The sequence below is a fragment of the Streptomyces sp. NPDC029014 genome (genome assembly GCF_055564695.1).
This window is the reverse complement of record NZ_JBVHVT010000032.1, coordinates 47,682-70,461: the sequence shown is the minus strand read 5'-3', so window position 1 is coordinate 70,461 and position 22,780 is coordinate 47,682. Positions and strand designations below refer to the sequence as shown.

General features: G+C 71.3%; 25 protein-coding genes and 1 pseudogene. 21 read left to right on the top strand and 5 right to left on the bottom strand.

The features are described from left to right. The first annotated feature begins 7 nt into the window (after nt 1-7). From ACZ4VL_RS19375 to ACZ4VL_RS19365, 3 genes are all read left to right on the top strand, one after another. Nucleotides 8-304, top strand: coding sequence for a hypothetical protein (locus ACZ4VL_RS19375; RefSeq protein WP_468201181.1), 297 nt, complete (start codon nt 8-10; stop codon nt 302-304). A gap of 107 nt (nt 305-411) precedes the next feature. After that, nucleotides 412-1,092: a hypothetical protein gene (locus ACZ4VL_RS19370; protein WP_468201178.1), complete on the top strand. Its 681-nt coding sequence runs from the start codon at nt 412-414 to the stop codon at nt 1,090-1,092. Between the two features lie 72 nt (nt 1,093-1,164). Beyond that, the gene (locus ACZ4VL_RS19365) at nt 1,165-1,503 is read left to right on the top strand and encodes a hypothetical protein (protein ID WP_468201176.1); all 339 of its coding nucleotides are present in this window, start codon (nt 1,165-1,167) and stop codon (nt 1,501-1,503) included. 221 nt (nt 1,504-1,724) lie between these two features. On the opposite strand, the gene ACZ4VL_RS19360 is transcribed toward ACZ4VL_RS19365, so the two are convergent. Continuing rightward, nucleotides 1,725-4,823 (bottom strand): bifunctional [glutamine synthetase] adenylyltransferase/[glutamine synthetase]-adenylyl-L-tyrosine phosphorylase, encoded by a 3,099-nt coding sequence (locus tag ACZ4VL_RS19360; RefSeq protein ID WP_468201173.1) that lies wholly within the window; start codon nt 4,821-4,823, stop codon nt 1,725-1,727. Nucleotides 4,824-5,093: 270 nt separating this feature from the next. On the opposite strand from ACZ4VL_RS19360, the gene ACZ4VL_RS19355 reads away from it, so the two are divergent. Both ACZ4VL_RS19355 and ACZ4VL_RS19350 read left to right on the top strand, forming a co-directional pair. Beyond that, on the top strand, nt 5,094-8,216 hold the full coding sequence (locus ACZ4VL_RS19355) for a PIG-L family deacetylase (protein WP_468201170.1): 3,123 nt from the start codon (nt 5,094-5,096) through the stop codon (nt 8,214-8,216). A gap of 156 nt (nt 8,217-8,372) precedes the next feature. Next, nucleotides 8,373-10,481 carry a PIG-L family deacetylase gene (locus ACZ4VL_RS19350; RefSeq protein ID WP_468201167.1) on the top strand — a complete coding sequence of 703 codons (2,109 nt, stop codon included), beginning with the start codon at nt 8,373-8,375 and terminating at the stop codon, nt 10,479-10,481. A 13-nt stretch (nt 10,482-10,494) separates the two neighbouring features. Here the strand turns inward: ACZ4VL_RS19350 and ACZ4VL_RS19345 are convergent, their stop codons facing one another. Beyond that, nucleotides 10,495-11,142, bottom strand: a complete 648-nt coding sequence (locus ACZ4VL_RS19345) for a restriction endonuclease (protein WP_468201164.1) — start codon at nt 11,140-11,142, stop codon at nt 10,495-10,497. 379 nt (nt 11,143-11,521) lie between these two features. Between ACZ4VL_RS19345 and ACZ4VL_RS19340 the strand changes: the two genes are divergently transcribed. Continuing rightward, a complete protein-coding gene (locus tag ACZ4VL_RS19340) occupies nt 11,522-12,721 on the top strand; it encodes a DNA sulfur modification protein DndB (protein ID WP_468201162.1) in 1,200 nt (399 codons plus the stop codon). Between the two features lie 117 nt (nt 12,722-12,838). Here ACZ4VL_RS19340 and ACZ4VL_RS19335 read toward each other — a convergent pair. Then, nucleotides 12,839-12,925, bottom strand: a pseudogene (locus ACZ4VL_RS19335) (glutamine synthetase); the annotation flags it as partial. A 191-nt stretch (nt 12,926-13,116) separates the two neighbouring features. Here ACZ4VL_RS19335 and ACZ4VL_RS19330 point away from each other — a divergent pair. Continuing rightward, complete coding sequence (locus ACZ4VL_RS19330; protein ID WP_468201160.1) at nt 13,117-13,566, top strand: GntR family transcriptional regulator; 450 nt, start codon at nt 13,117-13,119, stop codon at nt 13,564-13,566. Between the two features lie 14 nt (nt 13,567-13,580). Further along, nucleotides 13,581-14,159: an HD domain-containing protein gene (locus tag ACZ4VL_RS19325; protein ID WP_468201157.1), complete on the top strand. Its 579-nt coding sequence runs from the start codon at nt 13,581-13,583 to the stop codon at nt 14,157-14,159. Here ACZ4VL_RS19325 and ACZ4VL_RS19320 read toward each other — a convergent pair. Continuing rightward, complete coding sequence (locus tag ACZ4VL_RS19320) at nt 14,147-14,620, bottom strand: NUDIX domain-containing protein (RefSeq protein WP_468201155.1); 474 nt, start codon at nt 14,618-14,620, stop codon at nt 14,147-14,149. The genes ACZ4VL_RS19325 and ACZ4VL_RS19320 overlap by 13 nt on opposite strands. 2 nt (nt 14,621-14,622) lie before the next feature. Further along, nucleotides 14,623-15,381 carry a helix-turn-helix domain-containing protein gene (locus ACZ4VL_RS19315; RefSeq protein WP_468201153.1) on the bottom strand — a complete coding sequence of 253 codons (759 nt, stop codon included), beginning with the start codon at nt 15,379-15,381 and terminating at the stop codon, nt 14,623-14,625. Nucleotides 15,382-15,973: 592 nt separating this feature from the next. Here ACZ4VL_RS19315 and ACZ4VL_RS19310 point away from each other — a divergent pair. The 13 genes from ACZ4VL_RS19310 (at nt 15,974) to ACZ4VL_RS19250 (ending at nt 22,729) form a co-directional block, all read left to right on the top strand. Next, on the top strand, nt 15,974-16,243 hold the full coding sequence (locus tag ACZ4VL_RS19310; RefSeq protein WP_468201151.1) for a DUF6284 family protein: 270 nt from the start codon (nt 15,974-15,976) through the stop codon (nt 16,241-16,243). Beyond that, the gene (locus tag ACZ4VL_RS19305) at nt 16,240-16,410 is read left to right on the top strand and encodes a hypothetical protein (protein WP_468201149.1); all 171 of its coding nucleotides are present in this window, start codon (nt 16,240-16,242) and stop codon (nt 16,408-16,410) included. Before ACZ4VL_RS19310 ends, ACZ4VL_RS19305 begins: the two co-directional genes overlap by 4 nt. After that, complete coding sequence (locus tag ACZ4VL_RS19300; RefSeq protein ID WP_468201146.1) at nt 16,407-17,240, top strand: DUF2637 domain-containing protein; 834 nt, start codon at nt 16,407-16,409, stop codon at nt 17,238-17,240. The genes ACZ4VL_RS19305 and ACZ4VL_RS19300 overlap by 4 nt, the downstream gene beginning before the upstream one ends. Then, complete coding sequence (locus ACZ4VL_RS19295; RefSeq protein WP_468201145.1) at nt 17,237-17,581, top strand: RRQRL motif-containing zinc-binding protein; 345 nt, start codon at nt 17,237-17,239, stop codon at nt 17,579-17,581. Before ACZ4VL_RS19300 ends, ACZ4VL_RS19295 begins: the two co-directional genes overlap by 4 nt. A gap of 24 nt (nt 17,582-17,605) precedes the next feature. After that, nucleotides 17,606-18,004, top strand: a complete 399-nt coding sequence (locus ACZ4VL_RS19290) for a DUF3307 domain-containing protein (protein ID WP_468201143.1) — start codon at nt 17,606-17,608, stop codon at nt 18,002-18,004. A 23-nt stretch (nt 18,005-18,027) separates the two neighbouring features. Then, complete coding sequence (locus ACZ4VL_RS19285) at nt 18,028-18,411, top strand: DUF6251 family protein (protein WP_468201140.1); 384 nt, start codon at nt 18,028-18,030, stop codon at nt 18,409-18,411. Nucleotide 18,412: 1 nt separating this feature from the next. Further along, complete coding sequence (locus ACZ4VL_RS19280) at nt 18,413-18,604, top strand: hypothetical protein (RefSeq protein ID WP_468201137.1); 192 nt, start codon at nt 18,413-18,415, stop codon at nt 18,602-18,604. A gap of 250 nt (nt 18,605-18,854) precedes the next feature. After that, complete coding sequence (locus ACZ4VL_RS19275; protein WP_468201135.1) at nt 18,855-19,067, top strand: DUF6257 family protein; 213 nt, start codon at nt 18,855-18,857, stop codon at nt 19,065-19,067. An 88-nt stretch (nt 19,068-19,155) separates the two neighbouring features. Further along, complete coding sequence (locus ACZ4VL_RS19270; RefSeq protein ID WP_468201132.1) at nt 19,156-21,225, top strand: cell division protein FtsK; 2,070 nt, start codon at nt 19,156-19,158, stop codon at nt 21,223-21,225. Nucleotides 21,226-21,390: 165 nt separating this feature from the next. Further along, nucleotides 21,391-21,633: a hypothetical protein gene (locus tag ACZ4VL_RS19265; RefSeq protein WP_468201130.1), complete on the top strand. Its 243-nt coding sequence runs from the start codon at nt 21,391-21,393 to the stop codon at nt 21,631-21,633. Nucleotides 21,634-21,785: 152 nt separating this feature from the next. Continuing rightward, nucleotides 21,786-21,974: a hypothetical protein gene (locus ACZ4VL_RS19260; RefSeq protein WP_468201127.1), complete on the top strand. Its 189-nt coding sequence runs from the start codon at nt 21,786-21,788 to the stop codon at nt 21,972-21,974. 10 nt (nt 21,975-21,984) lie between these two features. Continuing rightward, nucleotides 21,985-22,500, top strand: coding sequence for a hypothetical protein (locus tag ACZ4VL_RS19255; RefSeq protein WP_468201124.1), 516 nt, complete (start codon nt 21,985-21,987; stop codon nt 22,498-22,500). A 76-nt stretch (nt 22,501-22,576) separates the two neighbouring features. Next, complete coding sequence (locus ACZ4VL_RS19250) at nt 22,577-22,729, top strand: hypothetical protein (protein WP_468201121.1); 153 nt, start codon at nt 22,577-22,579, stop codon at nt 22,727-22,729. Nucleotides 22,730-22,780 lie beyond the last annotated feature (51 nt).

Sequence of the window (22,780 nt, the reverse complement as noted above, 5' to 3'; positions counted from 1 at the left end):
CCCACACATGCAGGTCAGACCTGGAATGTTCGGCCTGGATGGGCAGTTCTCCAGCTATGTGGCGTTTCTATATGGATTTTCGGCGGCTGACCAGTACGGCGATCTGGCCAGGTACCGGGGCTGGTTGGCCGATCAGCTCGCACTGGATGGCAGCCTTGGATGGGCAGGAATCGTCCTCCGCATGGCTTTCCCCCATGAAAGTAAAAAGTGGGATTTTCATGCAGAGCGATCGGCGGAAGAGGAGCGAATCGCTATAGCGGCCTTGGTTCGAACCCTAGAAGAATTCACGAAAAAGGAACACTGAGGTGCCGTGTCCATTCCTCAACGCCTCACTGAATTCTTGTCTAAATGACAGCTTCCTGGAAGCTAAGCTGATTTGAATGCACTGAGAGAGATGCGCAGGAACGCGAAGTGGCGGTGACCGGCATGGCAGAACCGTTGTCGCGCTTCCAGCGGGCCAGGGCCGCGCTTGAGCAATTCGCGCCCGTGGCTTGGATCAGGTCGACCAGCGAAACCGGCATCACCGGCCTCATGCAGGTGCCTTCGCTAGGTTGGCGTTTCAGCGAGCCACACCCGGAGTTGAAGGAGATGTTCACCTCTGCGGTGCGAGATGCGCCGCAAAATATCCCCTGGTTCTTCGGGGAGCGGAGGAACTCGATAATTGTTCCGTCGAGGCTGGTCGACGAAGCCGGACCGGACGGAATGGGGTACGGCGATCTCAGGATAGCCATCAGCGAGAGCGACCAGGAGTTCTGCGCCGCCGCCTCCCAGGACATCGAACTCATCATCCAGGCGATCGCCTCACAGCCCGCACCGCCGACCGCAACGCGGCTGTACGTACGCCAGCTCGCTAAGGGTTCAGCCGACGAGCTGGTGTGCGTCGTGGAGAGCTTCACGGGCGAGGCGCGGGTCGGCATGGTGTTCCGAGCCGTAGACGCGCCCGACGTCGAGGTTCGCCTGACCGCGCTCCACTGGTACCCGCCCCGGCCGGAGACCAGGAGACTAGCCCCCCTCGCCAAGGTAACCCTCGTCGGCCATGGCGCCGGGCGCATCCGTCGCAAAGAACTACTCGTCAGCGCTCCCGATCACTAGTTCTACTTCGACTGGAGCCTGAGGCGGTCCCGGTTTCAGCACGCTCTTCCCTGCAAGAAGGAGGCTTGGTCCGTGGTCGTTGAGTTCAGCGTACGCCGCGACCAGGGAGAGCCCAGCGGCTTCGATCTCGGGGACATGCTCTGGCGGGGAGGGGTGGGTGAGGCCGGGTCGGCAGGGCAGGCACCCGATCAAGGCATGATGATCTACATCTCGGTGGCCCAGCTGATGGACTGCCTCGATGGGCTGCTCAAAAGACACAACAAAACGGCATCCTTCACGGGCGCCGACACTTCTTTCGCACTGACATTCAGGCTGACGAAAAAGGGGATCAGCGTCGCAGCTCGATCCGGACCGGTCGCGCTCGTCAGTCCGGCGGTACTCGCCCGGACCGTGCTTTCCGCAGCCGAATAACTGGCACGCCGTCACCTGGATGTCCTGCCTCCCGATGGGGTCTCGGACGACTATGCGGCCGCGCTGACAAACTTCCGACTCACGGCAAGCGCCTATTGAGGAATCACCTGCAGGGCGGGTGGATGTTGTCTGCGCGACATGCATGTGCGCGCCCTCGCCGAGCAGCAAGCACCTCAGGGGCAGGCCCGGCCGGCCCGCCGAATGGGTTCTCCGGGGCGGGCTCAGCCGGCGTAGAAGAGGTCGTCGACGATGGCGCGGGCGCGGCGGGTGGTGCGGCGGTAGTCGTCCAGCATTTCGCCGACCGTGCCCTCCGCGTAGCCGAGGTAGCGGCCGACCGCGGCCAGTTCGCGGGCCTCCGTCGGGAAGGTGTCCCCGGCGCGGCCGCGGACCAGCATCACCGCGTTGCGGACGCGGGTGGCCAGGACCCAGGCCTCGTCCAGGACCTGCGCCTCCTCGGCGGGGATCAGGCCGGCCTCCTCCGCGGCGGCCAGGGCCTCGCGGGTGCGGGTGGTGCGCAGGGCCGGTACGTCCCGGGCGTGCCGCATCTGGAGCAGCTGGACGGTCCACTCGACGTCGCTGAGGCCGCCGCGGCCCAGCTTCGTGTGGAGGGTCGGGTCGGCGCCGCGCGGGAGGCGTTCCGACTCCATGCGGGCCTTGAGGCGGCGGATCTCGCGGATGGCGTCGTCGCCGAGGCCGTCGGCGGGGTAGCGCAGCGGGTCGATCAGTTCGATGAAGCGGCGGCCGAGGTCGGGGTCGCCGGCGACGGGTGCGGCGCGCAGCAGGGCCTGGCTCTCCCAGGTCAGCGACCAGCGGCGATAGTACGCGGCGTAGGAGGCGAGGGTGCGGACGAGGGGGCCGGAGCGGCCTTCGGGGCGCAGGTCGGCGTCGATGAGCAGCGGCGGGTCCGCGGTGGGGAGTTGGAGGAGGCGGCGCATCTCGGCGATGACGGTCTGGGCGGCCTTCGCGGCTTCCTGTTCGTCGACGCCCTCGCGGGGTTCGTGGACGAACAGGACGTCGGCGTCGGAGCCGTAGCCGAGCTCGTGGCCGCCGAACCGGCCGACGCCGATGACGGCGAACCGGGTGGGCAGGGTGTCGCCCCACTGGTCGCGGACGGCGGCGCGCAGGGCTCCGGCGACGGTGGCGGCGGTGAGGTCGGACACGGCGCGGCCGACCCGGTCGACGAGGGCCCCGTGGTCCGTTTCGGCGGGACTGTCCTCCGTACCGTACGACGCGATGATGTCGGCGGCGGCGGTACGGAAGAGTTCGCGCCGGCGGACCCCGCGGGCGGCGGTGACGGCGGCCTCGGCGCTGTCGGCGCGGCCGACGGCGGCGAGCACCTCCTGCTCCAGGGCTTCGCGCGTACGCGGCTGGAGGCCCTCTGGGTCGCCGAGCAGGGCGACGGCCTCGGGGGCGCGCATCAGCAGGTCGGGGGCGAGGCGGCCGGCGGACAGGACGCGGGCCAGGTTCTCGGCGGCGGCGCCCTCGTCGCGCAGCAGGCGCAGGTACCAGGGGGTCTTGCCGAGGGCGTCGGAGACCTTGCGGAAGCCCAGCAGGCCGGCGTCCGGGTCGGCGGAGTCCGCGAACCAGCCCAGCATGACCGGCAGCAGGGTGCGCTGGATGGCGGCCTTGCGGGTGACGCCGGAGGCGAGGGCCTCCAGGTGGCGCAGGGCGGCGACCGGGTCGGCGTACCCGAGGGCTTCGAGGCGCTGGCCGGCGGCGCGCGGCGAGAGCCGGGTCTCGCCGGGGGCGAGCTGGGCGACGGCGTCGAGGAGCGGGCGGTAGAAGAGCTTCTCGTGCAGGCGGCGGACCACGGTGGCGTGGCGGCGCCAGGCCTTGTTGAGCTCGACGACGGGTTCGGTGCGCAGGCCGAGGGAGCGGCCGAGGCGGCGCAGGTCGGCCTCGTCCTCGGGGACGAGGTGGGTGCGGCGCAGCCGGTGGAGCTGGATGCGGTGCTCCATGGCGCGCAGGAAGCGGTACGCGTCGTTCAGCTGGGCGGCGTCGGCCCGCCCGACGTAGCCGCCGGCGGCGAGGGCGTGCAGGGCGTCGAGGGTGGTGCCGGAGCGCAGGGTGGCGTCGCTGCGGCCGTGGACGAGCTGGAGCAGCTGCACGGCGAACTCGACGTCGCGCAGGCCGCCGGGGCCGAGCTTCAGCTCACGGTCGACGTGGGAGACGGGGATGTTGTCGACGACGCGGCGGCGCATCTGCTGGACGTCGGCGACGAAGTTCTCGCGTTCGGCGGCCTGCCAGACGAGGGGGTTTATGGCGTCGATGTACGCCGCGCCGAGCTCCTGGTCGCCGGCGACGGCACGGGCCTTGAGGAGGGCCTGGAACTCCCAGGTCTTGGCCCAGCGTTGGTAGTAGGCGAGGTGGGAGGAGAGGGTGCGGACGAGGGGGCCGTTGCGGCCCTCGGGGCGGAGGTTCGCGTCGACGGGCCAGATGCTGCCCTCGACGGTGGTCTCGGAGCAGATGCGCATGAGGTGGGAGGCGAGGCGGGTGGCGGCCTGGAGCGCCTTGGGCTCGTCGCTGGTGTAGGCATTGCCGTTGGCTCCGCCGGTCCCGTTGGCTCCGCCGGTCCCGTCGGCTCCGTTCGGTCCGCCGTTCCCGCCGTTCCCGCCGTTCCCGCCGTTCGCGTTCGTTCCGGCGGCGGCTTCCGCGACGAAGATGACGTCCACGTCGGAGACGTAGTTCAGCTCGTTGCCGCCGCACTTGCCCATGGCGATGACGGCGAGGCGGCACCGCGCCGCGTCCTCCGGGGCGGCCGCGCTCGCGATGCGCAGGGCGGCGCGGAGGGTGGCCGTGGCGAGGTCGGCCAGCTCGGCGGCGGTCTGGGCGACGTCGATGGTGCCGCAGACGTCGCGGGCGGCGATGGAGAGCAGGCAGCGGCGGTACGCGACGCGCAGCGCGACGGGGTCGTGCGCCTCGGCCAGGCCCTGTTCGAACTCGGCGAGACCGGGGTGCAGGTCGGCGGCCTCGTAGGTGATGAGGGCGTGCCAGTCGCGGGGGTGGCGGGCGAGGTGGTCGGCGAGGGCCTCCGAGGCGCCGAGGACGCCGAGGAGGCGGTCGCGCAGGGGCTTGGAGCTGGTGAGGGTGTCGAGGAGGCCGGGCCGTTCCCCGGCGGGCTGCGCCTCGGCGAGGCGGGCGAGGCCGCGGAGGGCGAGGTCGGGGTCGGCGGTGCCACCGAGGGCGTCGAGGAGCACCGGGTCGGTGTTCACGGGGGCCAGCGCGTCGGACTCCAGCAGCCGGGCCGCGGCCGAGGGGTCGGTGAAACCGCTGCGCAGCAGCCTCGTGAAGGTACTGCTCCTGCGTCCCGGGACCGTCATCTGGTCGCCTCCCGCGTCCCGCGTCCGTACGTCGCTCACCGCTTCGGCCCTCGCGGGCCTTGGAGGGAGCCTATCCGGAGCAGGCGTTCGACTCACCGGGGAGCGGGTGGGTGCGCCGGTTGTGGCGCAACGTTGCATATCCTGACGCCGATTCTCGTATTGTCAGATTTTTATCTGACTTTCTGTCCTGAAGACTGACCACCTTCGGCTGCCCACCCTCCCCGCCGGGGGCTGCGCCTGCCCGCCGACCGACCGGCCGTGAGGACCCACATGCCCGACGGACACCCCGGCCCGGTTCCTGCACCGCGGCCTGACGCCGGCCAGGCTTACACCACCGCGGGCCACGACCCCGCCTGGTACCCCGTCACGGCCCACGACCCGCAGGGCCAGGTTCACGGGCCGGGCCACGAGCAGCCCCACCCCGGCTACGGGGGCTACGAAGGCTACGGCCCCCAGCACGGCCACATACCCAAGCCCGGCCCCGGCGTACCGGTGCAGGAGCAGCCGTACCCCGGCGGGCACCCCGGCCCGGCGGAGGCGGCGCAGGCGTGGGCGTGGGAGGGCGGGGCCTGGTCCCCGGGTCACGGCATGCCCTCCCCCGCGCCCGGATGGACCGGCGGCCCCGCCACCGGCCCGTCCCCCGCGGCCACTTGGCCCTCCGAGGCCCCCGCACACGCGTCGCCCCGGCCCGGGCAAGGACCCGACGCACAGGCCGGCTTCGACATACCCGCCGCCGACCCGGCACGACAGGAGCAGACCGGGGCTCCGTTCGTCCCCCACCCCCGCACGGGCGGCCCCACCGCCCCCGGCCCCGACCCGGCCCCCGGCCCCGACCCGGCCGCCGACCCCGACCGGGCAGAGGACACCGGACGCCGCGCCACCCGCCGCAAACGCGCGGCCAAGACCGAAGCCCGAGCCGGAGCCAGAACCGCAGCCGAAGCCACGGCCGACCGCGGCAGCCGGGCGCGCCGCCGGGCCCGTACGGACGCCACCACCCCCAACGGACCCGGGGCCGGCGCCGGACGCCGCACCGCGCGCCGGGCCCGTACGGCGAACGGCCCCGGGGCAGGCCCCGCCCCCCGCCTCCGCGGGCGGCGGGTTGTCAAGCTCGTCGGGGGCTTCGCGGCCCTCGCCGCCACCGGCATGTTCGTGCTGCGCGGCTCCGACGCCCTCGCCGGAGTCCGGGCCGGTCTCCCCACCGCCCCCGGATCGGCATCCGCCTCCGCATCCATATCCGCGGCCACGCCCGCATCCGGAACCGCTCCCGGAACCGGGCCCGCAGCGCAGTCCAAGCGCCCGGCCGGATCTCCCGCACTCCCCTCGACCGGGACCGGCTCCGGATCCGGAGCCAGAACCGGACCCGGAACCGGAGCAGCGGCTGCCGCCCCCGGCGCCGACGCCGGCGGCCAGGTCGTCCAGGTCGTCGCCCACCCCGACGACGACCTGTACTTCATGAACCCCGACCTGCGGTACTCCCTCGCCGCCGGCCACCGCCTCACCACCGTCTACCTCACCTCCGGCGAAGCCGACGGCATCAACGCCGGCGCCGCCAAGCGGGCCACCACCCCGCCCGACAAGCCGGCCTACGCCGAAGCCCGCCAGAACGGCATCCGCGCCGCCTACGCCCAGATGGCCACCGGCGACCGCACCAGCGCGTGGAAGCGCACCTCCGTCCCCACCAAGGGCGGCGGCCACGCCGAGGTCGACGTGCTCGTCGCCCGGCCCGAGGTCAACCTCGTCTGGCTGCAGCTCCGCGAGGCCGGCACCGTCTACGACGCCGTGCCCGAGAGCCTGCGCGGCCTGTGGGACGGCAAGGCGGCCCGCCTGGAGCCGGTGCTGGCCTCCGGCAGCCCGGTCAAGCAGCGGTTCTCGTACACCAAGGACCAGCTGGTGCAGACCCTCGCCGGCCTGCTGGGGCAGTACGGGCCGACGACCGTCCGCGCCCAGGACCCGACCCCCGGCCGGTACCCGGACACGAAGAAGTACACCGACCACCAGGACCACTTCTACGGCGCCCGCTTCCTGCAGGCCGCCCTCGCCGCGTACGCGAAGGACGTGCCCGCCACGGACCGTCCGCACTTCGCGGTGCAGAACTACGTCGGCTACTTCAACGGCTCCCTGCCCGGCAACCTGGCCGCCGACGAGGCCAAGGAGAAGCTGGACATCATGGGCATATACGCCTGGGTCGACCGGCAGAACCACTGCGGCAGCACCGCCGGCTGCGGCGACCTCAAGGTCGCCGACCGCCCCGAGGGCAACAACTGGACCTCGTCCATCAACTACGCCCGCGGCTCCGGCACGTCCTGGCTGGCCTCCGACAAGGAGCACGGCCTGTGGGCCTTCAAGGCGCTCGACGGCCAGGTCGCCGTCTGGCACCGGGCCGGGCCGCTCGGCCCCTGGACCGGCCCGCGCCTCCTCCCCGGCACCGGCATGGACCCGGGCGTGTCGGCCGTCGCCCTGCAGGACGGCCGGATCGCGGTCTTCACCACCCGCACCTCCTTCGGCGCCCGCCCCGCGGACTACCGGCGCGAGGTCGTGTACGCGGTCCAGAAGCGTCCGGGGGCGGAGGAGTTCGGCGACTGGCAGTCCCTCGGCACCCCCGAGACCGCCGACGACACCTGGACCTCCGACATCAGCGCCCCGGCCGTCTCGGCCGACGGCACCGGCCGGCTCGCCGCGTACGTACGCGACGGCGCGAACACCCTGCGCGGGCGCGCGCAGCGCGCGGACGGCACCTGGGGCCCGTGGGAGCAGCACGGCGGCACCGACCTGCACGGCACCCCGGCCACCGCGACCGATGCCGCCGGCCGGCGCATGGTGTTCGCGGCGACGACCAGGTCGGTGACCGGCTGGGTGCAGCCGAAGCCGGGCGCCCCGCTGGGGCCGGCGACGCCGACGGGACTGCCTGACACCACGCTGCCGCTGACGGTGGACGGGCGCGAGGGCGGCGTACGCATGTGGTTCCGCAAGCCGGGCTCGGGCGACGTCCGCACCGTCCTGGTCACCGCCGAGGACAAGGCCGGCGGCAGCGGCAGCACGGCCGCCGCCGTCCTGAAGGCGGGCGGCGTCACGGACCTCGGCGGGCTCCAGGGCTTCGGCGCGGTCGCGGCGAGCGGACACGTCCTGGCGGGCCGCGCGGCCGGCGGGCAGCTGGGCTCCGACCTGGGCCGGGGCCGGCCGTGGGCGCGATCGCCGCTGATGTTCGTCGGCGCCCCGGCCGCGGTGCAGACCGGCACGCTGACCGGCAGGGACACGGTCAGCCTGGCCGTCGTCGGGCTGGACGCGCGGCTGTACGTGACCTCCTCGGTCGGCGGGGAGGCGAAGGCCGGGACGAGCGGGAACGCGTACCTGACGCCGTGGCAGCCGGTCGACCCGCGCCCCACCAGACCATGACGAACCACCACGGACGACGCCCATCACCCCCTTCCGGAAAGCTGGATTCGTAGGACGAAATCGGCGGCTGCGGCGAACCAAGTCGCTCGTTTTGGACTCTCTCTGACTGTTCAGCGGTTTTTCCCGTCCGGAACGACCCGAAGGCCAGGCCAGCCGATGCCCCTTGCCCGTCGCCGCTTCCTCCTCGCGGCCCTGCTCCCGGTGCTCACCGTCGGTGCGACGGGCGTGCTCGCCATCGCCACCGGCGAGCAGACGTCGGCCGAGGCCATCCAGGAGGGCGGTCCGGGCACGGCCCTGCCGGCGAGCGTCACGAGCGGCTCGATCGTCCAGGTAGTCGCCCACCCGGACGACGACCTGTTCTTCATGAACCCGGACCTCAGCCGCACCCTCACCACCACCGGCACCGGCACCGGCACCGGCACCACGCTCACCACCGTCTACCTGACCTCCGGCGAGGCCGACGGCCGCAACGAGGCCCGCGGCGGTGCCGCCTGGGACCCGGACCAGCCCGCCGACCGCGCCCACTACGCGGAGGCCCGGCAGAACGGCATCCGCGCCGCCTACGCCCAGATGGTCACCGGCGACCGCACCAGCGCGTGGAAGCGCACCGCGATACCCACCGAGGGCGGCGGCTCCGCCGAGCTCGACGTCCTCATCGCCAAGCCCGAGGTCAACCTCGTCTGGCTGCAGCTGCGCGAGGCCCGCAACCCCACCGCCGAGAACCCGGACAGCCTGCGCGGCCTGTGGAACGGGAAGATACCCGCGCTCGGCGCCCAGCTGTCCTCCGCGAGCCCGGTCAAGCAGCCGTACGCGTACACCAAGGACCAGACGGTGCAGGCGATAGCCGGCATCCTGGCCCGGTACCGGCCGACGACGATACGCATGCAGGACCCGACCCCCGGCCGCTACCCCGACACCGGCAAGTACACCGACCACCAGGACCACATGTACGGGGCCCGCTTCGTGCAGGCCGCCACCGCCGCGTACGCCGAACGGGTCACGGACCGCCCGCGGTTCACCGTGCAGAGCTACCTCGGCTACCACAACGGCACCCTGCCGCACTCCCTGGACCCGCAGACCGCCGAGACGAAGATCGGGTTCCTGAAGACGTACGCCTGGCAGGACCGCGAGAACCACTGCGGCAGCCCCTCCGGCTGCGGCGACCGCAAGGTCGCGGGCAGCCCCACCGGCCGCAACTGGGCCCAGTCCCTGCGCTACGCCCGCGGCGACAACGCCTCCTGGCTGACCGCCGGCACCCCGGGCCGGCTCTGGGCCTTCGCCACCCTCGACGGCCGGCTGGCCGTATGGACCCGGCAGGGCGCCGCCCCCGGCCAGTGGTCCGGCCCGGACCTGCTCCCCGGCGCCGGCATCGACCCGGGCGTCAGCACCGCCCGCCTGCCGGACGGCCGCATAGCGGTCCTGACCACCCGCACCACCCTGCACCCCGACTACCGGCGCGAGGCCGTGTACGCCGTCCAGTCCGCGCCCGACGGCCCGTTCGGCCCGTGGCAGTCACTGGGCACCCCCGAGACCGCCGACGAGGAAGGCACCTCCGCGATCAGCACCCCGGCGGCCTCGGCCTCCCCGGACGGGCGCCTCACCGCGTACGTACGCGACTCCCGGCGCACCCTGCGCGCCCGCGAGCAGCAGCCCGACGGCACCTTCGGCCCGTGGCGGAACCTGGGCGGCGAGGACCTGCAGAGCGACCCGGCGACGGCGACCGACGCCGCCGGGCGGCTCCACGTGTACGCCACCACCGGCAAGACGGTCCTGGCCTGGATCCGGCCCGCCCCGGACGCGCCGCTGGAAGGCCCCTTCCCGACGGGCCTGCCGGCGACCACGGTCCCGCTCACGGTGGCCCCGGAGGGCGCGGGGATCCGCCTGTACTTCCGCCGCCCGGACTCGGGCGTGGTCCGCACGGCCCTGGTCACGGCGGGCCCGGCAGCCGGGGCGAAGCCCCACGTCTCCAGCGTGTCGGAGGTGGGCGGCCGGGCGGGCTACGGCGCGGTCGGCGTGGCGGGCCGCCTCCTGTCGGGCCGGGCGGACCAGGGCACGGTCGGCACGACGGGCCTGGGCGGCCCCCCGGCCTGGGCGGAATCGAAGATGCTCTACGCCGGCGCCCCCTCGGGCATCCTCGAACAGACGGGCGCAACGACCACAGCCGTCCTGGGCCTGGACGCAACCCTCCACATCACCACCACCCCACCCCCCAACCCCAAACCCCCCCACCCCACCTGGCACCACGCGGTACCGCCCGCGCAGTAGCGGGACCACCGCTTCAGAGCGGCGGCAGCAGCTCGACGACCTGGTACAGGTGGTCGGCCTCCGCCGACCACCTGGCGAGGGCTTCGCGGTCGATCAGACGTATCCCGTGCAGCTCTCCCCACTTGACGGCGTCCCGCGTGAACGACCCGTTGGTGACGACGATGGCCGCGCCGGCCTCGTAGACCGGCACGGCCGTGCCGTTGATCTGGTACAGCACGTCGGAACCGACCTTGCGGCCCCGGGTGGTGTGCTTGCACTGCACCGCGATCACCCGGTCGGCGGCGTCCACCGCCAGCACGTCGACCGCCTGGTCCCCCCGCCCACCGATGACCTGCGCCCGGAGGCCGTCCCGTTCGAGCAGCCGGCGCACGACGTCCTCGAACTCGGCCGGAGTCGCGCCGTCGATGTCCTCGACGGAGGGGCTGTATCCCGCCCGCCTCTCCGCACGGTCGGATCCGAGCCCGGCCCGCCAGGCCGCCCTGCGCCGGGCCTCCTCCAGGACCAGGCGCAGCCGCATGTCCCGGTTCTCGCGCTCCAGCCTGCGGACCTCCGCCTCGTACCGCCGCAGCCGCCGTCGGTGGAGGATCCGGGCACCGACCACGAAGGGGAGGGCCAGCAGCAAACCCGAGGTGAGCGAGGCGGACACATCCTGGATCCGCATGAACCCGCTCCCCGGCGCCGCCGAGGCCAACGGCAGCCCCGCAGCCCAGTTGTGGAGCACGGGCACCCCGAGCGCCCCCACGATGACCAAGCCCAGCTTCCACCCCCCGACCACCCGCTCCGGATACTCCGGCCGCCCCCGCCCCACACCGCCGCCCTCCATACCGCCCATACCGCACCCCGTCAGCCGGAGCATAGGGCCGGCCACTGACACCGCCGCCCGGAACACCCCGACGGCCCGCGGCCGGCGAGCGGGGACGCGTACATCGTCCTGCGTAGAAGCCGGACCTACCGAGGAGAAACGACGCACTACGTGACGGATCTCCCCGTAGCTTCGCCGTCACCGGACGTAATCGACGTCCACGCGTGAAGGAACCAACATGGAAGACTCCTCCGAGGCCAGCAGCTCAGCAGCACCGTCGCGGCCGAAGATTCCGTACGGCCGCGTCGCCTACCCGGCCATCGGTTACAAGATGGGGAGCCGGCAGATGGTGACCACCGTGATGAGCCCGGTCACCTACGTCGGGACCGTCGGCGAGCGCGAGAACTGGGACCCGCTGCAGGGGACCGGGACCAACCGCAAGGAGGACAAGAGCCACCGGCAGGCCATCGCCAAGTACATCGAGGAGACCGAGGACTACGTCCTCAACTCGGTCCTCGTGTACTACCGCCCCGACGAAGCCAAGTTCGTGGCGGACGACCCCGAAGCCCCCATCAGCATGGGGACGCTGTACGTGCAGCCCGGGGCGAAGGCCAAGGTGGGGGACGGCGGCCACCGTACCTCCGCCTACGGCGACGTCATCGAGGCCCACCGGCACGGCGACGAGGTGCTCGAACGGCTGCAGGCCAACGGCCAGCCCGTGATCGTGGTGCTGGACGATGACCAAGCGCGTAGGGCGCAGGACTTCACCGACCTGCAGCAGAACGCCAAGCCGCTCAACGCCTCGATCGCACAGTCGATGGATCGCCGTCAGGCGATCAACAAGATCCTGTTGGAGGACGTGCTGAGGGGCGGCCGGGTGCCGGTCTTCGAGGGGGGCAAGCGGGTCGAGTTCCTCACCGACTCCCCCGGCAAACTCTCGCCGAAGCTGACGGGGTTCAAGACGCTGCGGTACGCGACGGGAACGCTCCTCGTGGGAACGGGCGCCCGCTCGTCCCGGACGTGGGACGAGGCCGTCGCAGTCGAGATCGCCACCACCGGGCACGAGCACGCACTCCAGAGGATGATCGACTTCTGGACCGGTTTCGGCACGCTGCCCGACGTTGCCAGCGCCCTGTCGGTCCCCAGCGGTGTCGTCAAGCTGCGCGAGACCACCTGGCTGACCAGCGCCAACGTGCTGTACGCGCTGGCGGCGGCGGTGCGCGAGGTCACTCACGGCACCGACCTGACCATCAAGGAGGCGATGGAGGCGGCCGCGGACATCGACTTCACCCGAGCCGGAAGCACGTTCCACGGCACGCTCGTCGAGCCGCCCCTGTACGAGGGCGGCAATCTGGTGGCCAAGGCGAAGGCCCTGACCGGCCGCGACGCCTGGGAGGGTGCCGCGGAGAAGCTGGCCGCGAAGATCCGACAGAACTGAGGCGGGCGGCGGCCCTGTCGGCCACCCCTGCCACCGAGTCGGACGCTGTGGGGCCCGCGACCGATGGCCACGGGCCCCACAGGAGTTCCGGCGTACAGCCGACGTCCCCGACTACGCTCAGAGGACCGGGAGGTTCTTGCGGAGTTCGAAGGCGGTGACCTCCGAGCGGTATTCCTCCCACTCCTGCTTCTTGTTGCGCAGGAACTGAGGCCGCACCTCAGGGACCTCGGCCGACCGGCGCCCGCCCAGGTCGGACGGCCACGACACCGGTCGTCGTTGGTCGTCGCTGGTCCCCGTGGGCCGCCCTCCGACGGCCCACAGACGGCCCAGCCGGAGCAAGTGCCAGGACAGTCATGCGAGGCTTGGAGCTGAAGCGAAGCGGAGAAGGAGATCGAGTGTCGGACCAGCCCAGCCCTCGCGGGACCTTCTTGAAGATCGCCGACAGCATCAAGGCGCGGATCGCCGTGGACCCACTCATGACCGAGCTGCCGTCGCTGGCGGAAGTCATGAAGGAACACGGGGTCTCCCGCGGTGTGGCACTCCGAGCCTTCCGGGCGCTCCAGCAAGACGGAGTAGCCGAGCCTGCGCCTGGCTCCCGTTGGCGAGTCGTACGCGCAGGGGAGTCGATGGACCGCCGACCGTTGGCCGAGAGGATCGCGGAACTCATCACGGTGGAGAAGCTGGATGTTGGGGCAGCCTTTCTCAGCGAAGGAGAGCTGAGCGCCCGCTTCAAGGTGTCACGCCCGACCATCAGTAAGGCCCTGGCTCAGTTGGAAGCCGCCGGCCTGCTCACCGAAGGGGGGCAGGGTAAGCGCCGGTCTGTGCGGGCCCTGCCTTCCCAGTAGGAGGACTTGAAGTCTTGACCACCGCCACGCTCACCGAATGGGCCTATCCGCTCGCGGAGTCGCTGCTGGCTGAGCCGCTCCCACGCCGCTGGAAGCACTGTCTCGGGGTCGCCGAGCGGGCGCGCGCCATCGCGGAGATCCTGGGCCCGGATGCCGAGCTGCTGGAGGCCGCAGCCGTTCTGCATGACATCGGCTACGCCCCCGACCTGGCCAAGACCGGGTTCCACCCGCTCGACGGTGCACGCTACCTCCGTGACGTTGGCGCCGACGAGCGCGTTGTACGCCTCGTCGCGCACCACTCCTGCGCCTGGATGGAGGCGGAAGCCCGGGGCCTGCGGGAGGAACTGGAGGCGGAGTTCCCGCGGGAGGCGGAGCACCTGGCTGACGCGCTCTGCTTCTGCGACATGAACACCACGCCGGACGGCACGCCCACGAACCCCGTGGACCGCGTGAACGAGATCGCCGGACGATACGGGTCCGACAGCCTGATCGGGAAGTTCATCCGGCGCGCCGAGCCGGAGATCCTGCTGTGCACGGTTCGTGTGCTCACCAGGGTCTCCGCGGCGAGGGCCGGCGTAGCTCAGCCGATGTAGGGCACGCTGCGGGTCACGTCCAAGGCGTGCTCGATCCTGAGCCGCATCGTGGAGTGAATGTCGAGGTCTGCCAGGTCCGTTGGGTTCACCCAGCGGACCTGGGTCGTCTCGCTGCTCGTACGGATCTCCCCGCCGACCGGCCGCGCGCGGAAGCAGATACTGAACTGCTGCCGTGCCTCGCCATCGTCGTAGAGCATCACGTGACCCGGGTCCGTGTAGATGCCGGACAGGTCGAGGATCTCGGCCTTGATGCCGGTCTCCTCCCAGACCTCTCGCACGACGGTGTCGCTGATGGACTCACCCACGTCGTGCCCACCCCCCGGAAGGGCCCAACGCCCGTTGTCAGAGCGCTGGATCATCAGCACCTGTCCGGCGTCGTTCTGCACGAAGGCCACGACGGAGGGGACGACACTATTGGCGGGCGGTGCTTCGGGGTCGTGAAGGTAGTCGATACGTCCCATGTTCATGCTCCCGTGAAGTCGTGATCGGTCACCTGGCGCGCCCGCCCCCAGGTCTGTTCGATGCTATTCGCGTACGTGTCGAAGAGGCCGCCCCCTGGAAGTCGGCGCAGGTGAAGCACCGGCGCCAAGTAGGCCCCGATCCCGTACACGTGGGTGTTCACGAGCATCTCGTCGTCGGCGCGGAACAGGGAGTTGTACAGCGTCGCGTCATGCAGCCGCATCCCGATGTCAGGGTGGCTGGCGAGCAGCGGCCGGTAGTTCATCAGGGCATTCCGGATCTTGCCGTCCATGATCTGGTGCCCCTCGTCGATACCGCGCTGCCGGACGGCATCACAGGCGGGATCCCCGAGCAAGAGCCGAACCTGCGCGTTCTCCGACACTTTGTTCTTCAGGAGCTGAAGAAACAGCGGGTCCTCCGACAGCCAAAGTCCCGCGTAGACCAGCACGTCAACGCGCGTCTTCGCACGGTTGTACATCTCGCGCCAGAGCCCCGGCGGCACCATGTGCCGGTACGGGTAGACCGTCACGATCTCGGCCTTGCTTAGGTCGGTGGATGCGTCGACCACCCGGTCGTCATCCCACAACGTCGTCACCCCGACGCCGAGCTTGGCTGCTACAGCGTACTGGTGACGCCGGTACGGGACTTTCCCTTGCGTGATCCAGCGTTCGACGGTCTTCACGTTGACCTCGATGGCCTCGGCGAGTTGCTGGATGGTCATCCCCTTGGCGAGCAGGGCGGACCGTAAGCGCTCGTTGGACATCTGCACCCCCGGTGGGACGTCTTGGGAGCTCTTGACCGTAGCCAGAAGGCCCCGACCTGTCCATGCACGGGGTAAACAACGCCCCTGACCTGGCGTGATTCTGATTGTGCGCCAGCAAGTCCCGGCGCGAAAGCGAAGAACCTCCGCGGTCCTGCTTGACGAAACTCGATGCGATACCTGTAATAGAGGTATCGCATCGGTTCCGCAAGGAACACGGAGCGGAGCCTTAGCCCCCGCTTGCCCGAAAGGGCTTACGGGGCAAGGCGCCACGCACGACCAGGAGCCCCGCGGTGGTCGGGGGGAGGGTCCCGGATCCCTTGTCAGTTCCGGAGGGCTTAGACCGAAAGGTCACGTCTCCATACGCCTCAACGGGAGCGCGCTCCCAAAGGAGACACCGCGTACTTGCTCGACCGTTTCGCAGCGCTCGCAGCTGCGACCGGTTGCCTCCCCTGCCCGTCCAGTGCCTTTGGCGCTCGTACGGGCGGGGTGGGGGAGCTGGAGTTCTTCCTGCTTCACAACGACGTGCAGCCCCGGCGGGCCAACGCCGGGGCTGCTGTTCGGTCCCGTTCCTGTGTGAGAGGAGCAAGACCCAATGAAGTTCATCGTTGCACGTCAGAAGCCCGTTACCGCGCTGCCGCCAGACCTGGAGCCGACGGACGCGGAGCTGGACGCGATCGAGGCGGAGATGCCGGTCATCTCCGCCGAGGTCGACCTCCTCGACGTGCGGATCGCCCTGCTGGACCGAACGCCGACGGAGCTGGACGAGCGGCGGCTGCGCCGGGCCCGCCGGCGCCTGCTGGCCGCCCGCCGCGACCTCGCCGCCCGTACGGCCGGTGCTCGGGTGCCGGGGGTGGGGGCGTGAGGTTCCTCCGGCGCCTGTTCACCCGCCCCGAGAACCCGTCCCCGCCGCCCGCCGCCCCGGAGGAGCGGGCGGACGACGACGGGATGGGTCCGTCGTTCATCTGGGAGTACGGCGACCTCGACAGCGGTCACGGCTCCCGCAACACCGATGGCGAGGCGGACCGGTGAGCCGCCGGGCGCGAATCGCTCTCGTTGCCGCGCTCGTCGGTGTGGTCGGGATGGCGTTCCGGGTGTCGTGGAACGCACTGCGGGACGTCGCGACGACGATCGGCGCCGACCCCACGGCCGCGACGCTGTACCCGTTCGTCGTCGATGGCCTGATGGCTCTGGCTCTGGTGGCCGCGCTTGTACTGACCGGTGATGACCGCCGGTTCGCGCTGCGGGTGCTGGCCTCATACACGGCCGCGTCGCTGGTGCTGAACTACGTGCACGGTCTGCACGGCCGATCGGGTCAGTGGACCCGACTCGCGGAACTCGCTCCGGTCAACTGGGCGCTCGTGTTGCTTGCCGCGTCGCTCCCGGTCGGGTCGATCTACTTCGGATCGGATCTGGTCGGCAAGGTCCTCCACCACCGCCCGCGCACCCGATCGGATGCGGAGAAAACGACACAGACCAACACGGAACGGTCCATAGCTGACCTGGGCGAGTCGGCGAGCGAAGAGGCCACCCCGGCCGGCCTCCCGGCGGCCGACGAGTCGACTCCGGCCCTCGATCCGGTGCCGGTGCGGCCGGTCGTGGTGGCTGCCGATCGGCCCCGTCCTCGCCGGGCGACCGGTCGACTTCCTGAGTCGGCCCGGTCGACTCGCACCCGTCGTACGGCGGACGAACTTCTCGCCGAGGCACGGTCGCTGACGGAGTCGTGGTCGCCCGATGAACTGACCGCGGATCGGCTCCGTAAGACCCTGCGGACGTCGCCGGCGAATGGCCGGATGCTCCGTGACGCCTTGCGGGGCGAGCGGCAAGCGAACGCCGCCGCTGAGGCGGTGAGCGTCGCATGACCGCCATCCCCGTCTACGTCTGGCGGCTTGCCCCTGAGGGTCTGGCCACGCGCCGGCAGTTACGGGCCGCGGGTCTGCGGCCGGGTGGTCAGCCGGTCGCGGCGGAGGTGCAGCGTCCGCGCTACCGGCGCGGCCCGCTCGTCGCCTACCTCTACCGCGTCGACCTCGCCCTGCCGGTCCGGCCCATGACCCCCGCCAAGCGGGAGGCGCTGGAGCGGGCGAATGCCGCCCGCCGCACCTGCCCGGCCTGCTGGCGGGACGCGGGCTACGTCATCCCGGCCTCGCTCGGGATGTGCGTGCCCTGCGCCTACCCCGACGACGCCCACTCGTCTGCGGTCTGACCTGCCCGGGAAGGGGCTGACCCCATGTTCGCTGAGATCGCCTTCCTGCTCTACGTCGGGCATCTGCTGGCCGACTACCCGTTCCAGACCGACCACCAGGCCGCCCACAAGGCCGCCTGCGGCCGCGCGGGCTGGACCGCCAACCTCACCCACGCCGCCACCCACGTACTGACCTGCGGAGTCCTCTTCACGGTCGGCGGTGTGGGGCTGGGGTGGCATCTTCCGCTACTGCCCGTCGCGGCCGCACTGGCGTGGATCGGTGCCACGCACGCGTTCATCGACCGCCGCTGGCCGGTCGCCGCGTGGATGCGGCTGGCCCGCCAGACCGGATGGGCCGCGCACGGCGGCGCCGCCCACGTCGACCAGACCGCCCACATCCTCGCCCTCACCCTCGCCGCGCTCGCCCTGGCCCTGACTCTCTGACCCCGAGAAAGGGGAGACTGATCGTGAACCACATCCCCGAACCCGTCCACCCGGCCAGCGTGGTCCAGCTCCCGGACGGCACCCACGTCTACGCCGACCACCTTCCGGCCGCCTACACCGGCCCGCAGATCGTCCACCAGCACATCCACCAGGCCCCGCCCGACCGCACCATGCAGCGCGTTGCGCTCGGCTCTGGGGTCGGCGCCGGTGCGGTCGCGGCCGGGGTGTACTTCGGCCCGCTCCTTATCGGCGCCCTGACCGCCATGGCCGCGAACATCGCGTTCCTCGCCTTCCTCGCCCTGGTCCTGGGCTGGGGAGTCCACACGGCCGTCAAGGCCGTCGGCGGCCCCGAGGGCACGCAGGCCGCGAAGAACGTACGCAGGGCCGCCCGACGAAGGGGGCGATGACGTGTTCGCCGCCGGAGACCGGGTGCTCATCGTGGCGTGTGAGGACGACCCGCGGGCCGTGGGCCGTACGGGCCGGATCGTGGATGCGGTCCCGCCCGGGCCACTCACGGCCGGCCGGTGGACCGTCGCCGGTATCGGCCTACTGATCGCCCCGGTCCTTTGCCACGCCCACGAACTCAAGAAGACCCGTTGACCGAAGTGCAGGACTGACGACTGCCCGATCCACCCGGCCACCGTGCCGGGTGGTGAGGGGAGCCGGGACAGTCCCGCGCCGCACCCACACCCCGAGGAGCCCTCAGTGGTCCAGCACACCTACTCCTGCTGCCCGAGCTGCCGCCGCCCCGTCCCCAAGCCCAACCCCCGCAAGTGCCCCAACCCGAAGTGCGGCATGCCCCTCAACCCCTACGCCCGCCGCTAGTCCCAGCCCTGGAAGGAACCCAGTAATGGCGAAGGACCCGAAGTTCACCGCGGGCGAGATCACGCAGATCGCCTGGTACACCGCCCGCATGGCCAAGCGCGGGATCGCCTCGCAGACCGTCTACCAGGGCGACCTGGAACGCAAGGTCGACCGGATCATCGACCGCGCCCGCGAGCGGACCGAGCAGGAGGAACGCGAGGCCGCCGCCGCAAAGCGGCACGGCAAGCGCAGGAAGTAGTTCCGCCCGGGGCGGCCGCCCCTCTCGCCAAAGAACGCGCGGCCGCCCCGGCCTTTCCCCGCCCGCCAACGCAGACAGGACTCCCAGCATGACCGATCAGCACCCCCCGGGCACCCACCTCCACGCCGTCCCCGACCTGGACGACGAGCCCGTCGTGCCGAAGATGGTCGACAACCCCAACCTGCCCGACCCGAAGATCACCGTGGAGAAGCGCAAGCCGGTCCTCGCCTCCTGGCTGACCAACCGGCGTGACTTCCTCGCCACCGCCCGGCACGCGGGCGCCAACCTCGGCTACGCCGCCCTCTACCACGGGGTGCGGCTCCCGGTGTACTCCGCGCGGCTGGCCGTGCGCTCCCCGCGGGGCGCGTGCCGGTTCGTCGCCACCACCAACCGGTGGGTGTGGGACCGGGAGGCCGCGCCGTTGCGGGCGGCCGCGGTCCGCAACGAGGACGCGGATGAGTACATGCGGCTTGCCGGCATGCGCTCCGGCCGGGTCAGGCTCCGCGGCCTGGTCACCCTGGTCGCCGCCGTGTTCGGCATCGGCTTCGCCCTGTGGCTGTACGTCCTGGCCCCGGCGTTCCTGTGGGCGTTCGCGGCCGGCGGGGTGCTGCTGCTGGGCGTGGTCGGGCAGCAGCCCGACGAGCAGGTCATCGGCCCCGCCGTGCTGAAGACCGAGGTGCAGAAGCTGACCGGGTCAATCGTGCTGCGCGGCCTGGACAGCATCGGCAACGCCAAAATCTCCGCCGCCATCAAGAAGGGCGGAGACATGAACGGCCTGCGCTTCACCTCCGAGATCGTGCGCGACGGGCCCGGCTACCGCGCCGACCTCGACCTCCCGTACGGCGTGACGCCGGAGGACATCATGGAGGCCCGCAAGCCGCTTGCCTCGGGTCTGCGCCGCAAGGTCGGCTGCGTCTGGCCCTCCCCGGACCCCACGGAGCACGAAGGGCGCCTGATCCTGTGGGTCGGGGACAAGCCGATGAACGAGACGTCGAAACCGGCCTGGCCGTTGGCCAAGTCGGGGACGGTGGATCTGTTCAAGCCGGTGGTGTTCGGCAACGACCAGCGCATGCGCGACGTCACCGTCACGCTCATGTTCGCCGCGGTCGTCGTCGGATCCATCCCCCGCATGGGCAAAACCTTCCTCATGCGGCTGCTCCTCCTCATCGCCGCCCTCGACCCCCGCGCCGAGATCCACGCGTTCGACTTCAAGGGCACCGGCGACTTCTCCGCCCTCGAACCGGTCTGCCACCGCTACCGCGCCGGCGAGGAAGACGACGACATCGAATACGTCGTCCAGTCCCTGCGCGAACTCAAGGACGAGCTCCGCCGCCGGGCGAAGGTCATCAAGAACCTGCCTCGCTCCCGCTGCCCGGAGTCGAAGGTCACCCCCGACCTCGCGTCGGACAAGTCGCTCGGGCTGCACCCGATCGTCGTCGGCCTGGACGAGTGCCAGGTGCCCTTCGAGCACGAGAAGTACGGCCAAGAGATCGAGGACATCTGCACCGACATCACCAAGCGCGGCCCCGCCCTCGGCATGGTCGGCATGTTCGGCACCCAACGGCCCGACGCAAAGTCCCTGCCGACCGGCATCTCCGCGAACGCCGTGCTGCGGTTCGCGCTGAAGGTGATGGGCCAGCCCGCCAACGACATGATCCTGGGCACGTCGATGTACAAGGCGGGGTACCGGGCCACGATGTTCTCCCGCTCCGACCGCGGCATCTGCTGGATGGCCGGCGAGGGCGACGACCCGAAGATCGTGGCATCCGCGTTCGTGGACGCGGTCGCCGCTGAGGCGATCGTGGCGCGGGCGAGGAAGGCGCGGGAGGAGTACGGCAACGTCACCGGCCATGCCACCGGCGCCGGCCCCGAAGCCGGAACCGGGGCGGACATCCTCGCGGACGTGCTGAAGGTGATCCCCGCGGGTGAGAAGTCGGTGTGGTGCGAGCGGATCGCCGCCCGACTGACCCAGCTCCGCCCCGAGACCTACGCCGGGTGGAAGGGCGAGAACGTCACCGCCGCCCTGAAGCCGTGGGGCATCAAGACCGGGCAGGTCTGGGGCCAGACCGACGACGGCGAGGGCAAGAACCGCCGCGGCATCGACCGCGCCGACCTGGTCGCCGCCATCGCCCGCCGCGACGCCGACCGCGCCGCCTGAACCACCCCGCAACGCCCCGCGCGGGCCCGCTAGACCTAGCGGCCGCCACTGCTAGGTCTAGCACCCCCACTAGCGGCCAAACCAGCCCCTGAGCAGGCACTTAGCACCTAGCAACACCGTGCACGACACCCCGGAAACCGCCCTTTGGACGGGAGGACACCACCCATGCTCACCGCTAGCGTCCTCGCCCTGATCGCCCTCGCCGCCTACGCCGCGCTCTGCGCCACCAGCCCCTTCGCGGACTGCCGCAAGTGCTCCGGCACCGGCGCCATCCTCGCCACCACCCGCACCGGCCGCCCGAAGCCGCCGAAGCTGTGCCGCCGCTGCAAGGGCCGCGGCAAGCGCCTGCGCATCGGCCGCCGCCTGCTCAACCACAGCCGGACCATCCACCGCGCCGGCACCCGCTAAGCGGCACGCATAAAGCCGGTGGCCGCCCGCCATAAGACGGACCCCTCGTCTAGCCGACGACAGGCTGGCGCGGCCACCGGCCCTCGAAACCCGCCTCGAAAGGCGAACCGATCACACCCTACTGGGCCCAACTCCCGCTCTGGAGACCAGCCGTGGCCATCACCATCTCGCTCGTCCTGATCCTCGGACTCGTCCTCGTCTTGCTCCTGCGCTCCGGTGCCCTCGGCTACGGCAGCGCCTTCACCGCGGTCATGTTCGGGTTCTTCCTCGCCTCCACCGGCGCCGCCGGACCCATCAACCAGCTCACCCGCGCCATCGTCCACGCCATCCCCAACCTGTAAGGGACCGCCCGTGTTCGAGATCCGGATCATCTGCGACCCCGCCGACACCGACCGCATCACCACCGCACTCGGCCAGACCTTCACCACCGGAACCGCCCGCGAGTACGCCACCCGCGGCGGCGACCGCACCCGGCTGTACATCACCGCCGACCACAGCGACGGCACCGGCGTCTGGCCGACCCCGGACGAGGCGTACGCCAAGGCCCCGTCCGTGATCAGCGAGATCGGCTGGACCGCCCGCCACGTCCGCGACGCCCTCACGTCCGCCAACCCCGACGACGCCCGCCTCTTCTGGCTCCGCAAGGCCGCCGCGCTGGACCGCATCGCCCTGGACGACACCCGCCACGGCGCCGAAGGCAACGCCCTCGTCGCCGCCATCGAAGCCGCCCACCAATTCCGCACCTTCGACGCCAAGGCCCCGGACATCTACGGCGACGGCCCACACGACGCGGACAGCGACGAGGCGTTCATGAACCCCCGCGGCTACGTCCGCCAGGAATACACCCACTGGATCAACCACCAGTAGCAACACCCGTGACCGGCCTGTTCGGCCGCCCCACCGGCACCATCCGCCACCGCTGACCCAAACCCTAGGAGCTTCTGTGTTTGAGGACGACTCCGCCTCCGAGGTAGTCACCGTCGAGCTCGACTGGGTCGACCTCGACGTGCCCTACCGCCGCGACATTACGCGCCGCCAGCTCGGCCAGCTCCTCTTGCAGTTCGACGACATGGCCGACATCACCGCCGACCAGTAGCCAGCCCAAGCAGGCCGAAGGCGGCCCCCTTCACGCCAATGACCGGGGCCG

Coding starts and splice junctions, on each gene's coding strand:
- ACZ4VL_RS19275 (WP_468201135.1), top strand. CDS start 18,855: ATGGCGAAGGACCCGAAGTTCACCGCGGGCGAGATCACGCAGATCGCC.
- ACZ4VL_RS19310 (WP_468201151.1), top strand. CDS start 15,974: ATGAAGTTCATCGTTGCACGTCAGAAGCCCGTTACCGCGCTGCCGCCA.
- ACZ4VL_RS19340 (WP_468201162.1), top strand. CDS start 11,522: ATGGAAGACTCCTCCGAGGCCAGCAGCTCAGCAGCACCGTCGCGGCCG.
- ACZ4VL_RS19345 (WP_468201164.1), bottom strand. CDS start 11,142: ATGCGGATCCAGGATGTGTCCGCCTCGCTCACCTCGGGTTTGCTGCTG.
- ACZ4VL_RS19315 (WP_468201153.1), bottom strand. CDS start 15,381: ATGTCCAACGAGCGCTTACGGTCCGCCCTGCTCGCCAAGGGGATGACC.
- ACZ4VL_RS19265 (WP_468201130.1), top strand. CDS start 21,391: ATGCTCACCGCTAGCGTCCTCGCCCTGATCGCCCTCGCCGCCTACGCC.
- ACZ4VL_RS19290 (WP_468201143.1), top strand. CDS start 17,606: ATGTTCGCTGAGATCGCCTTCCTGCTCTACGTCGGGCATCTGCTGGCC.
- ACZ4VL_RS19320 (WP_468201155.1), bottom strand. CDS start 14,620: ATGGGACGTATCGACTACCTTCACGACCCCGAAGCACCGCCCGCCAAT.
- ACZ4VL_RS19295 (WP_468201145.1), top strand. CDS start 17,237: ATGACCGCCATCCCCGTCTACGTCTGGCGGCTTGCCCCTGAGGGTCTG.
- ACZ4VL_RS19360 (WP_468201173.1), bottom strand. CDS start 4,823: ATGACGGTCCCGGGACGCAGGAGCAGTACCTTCACGAGGCTGCTGCGC.
- ACZ4VL_RS19270 (WP_468201132.1), top strand. CDS start 19,156: ATGACCGATCAGCACCCCCCGGGCACCCACCTCCACGCCGTCCCCGAC.
- ACZ4VL_RS19375 (WP_468201181.1), top strand. CDS start 8: ATGCAGGTCAGACCTGGAATGTTCGGCCTGGATGGGCAGTTCTCCAGC.
- ACZ4VL_RS19355 (WP_468201170.1), top strand. CDS start 5,094: ATGCCCGACGGACACCCCGGCCCGGTTCCTGCACCGCGGCCTGACGCC.
- ACZ4VL_RS19350 (WP_468201167.1), top strand. CDS start 8,373: ATGCCCCTTGCCCGTCGCCGCTTCCTCCTCGCGGCCCTGCTCCCGGTG.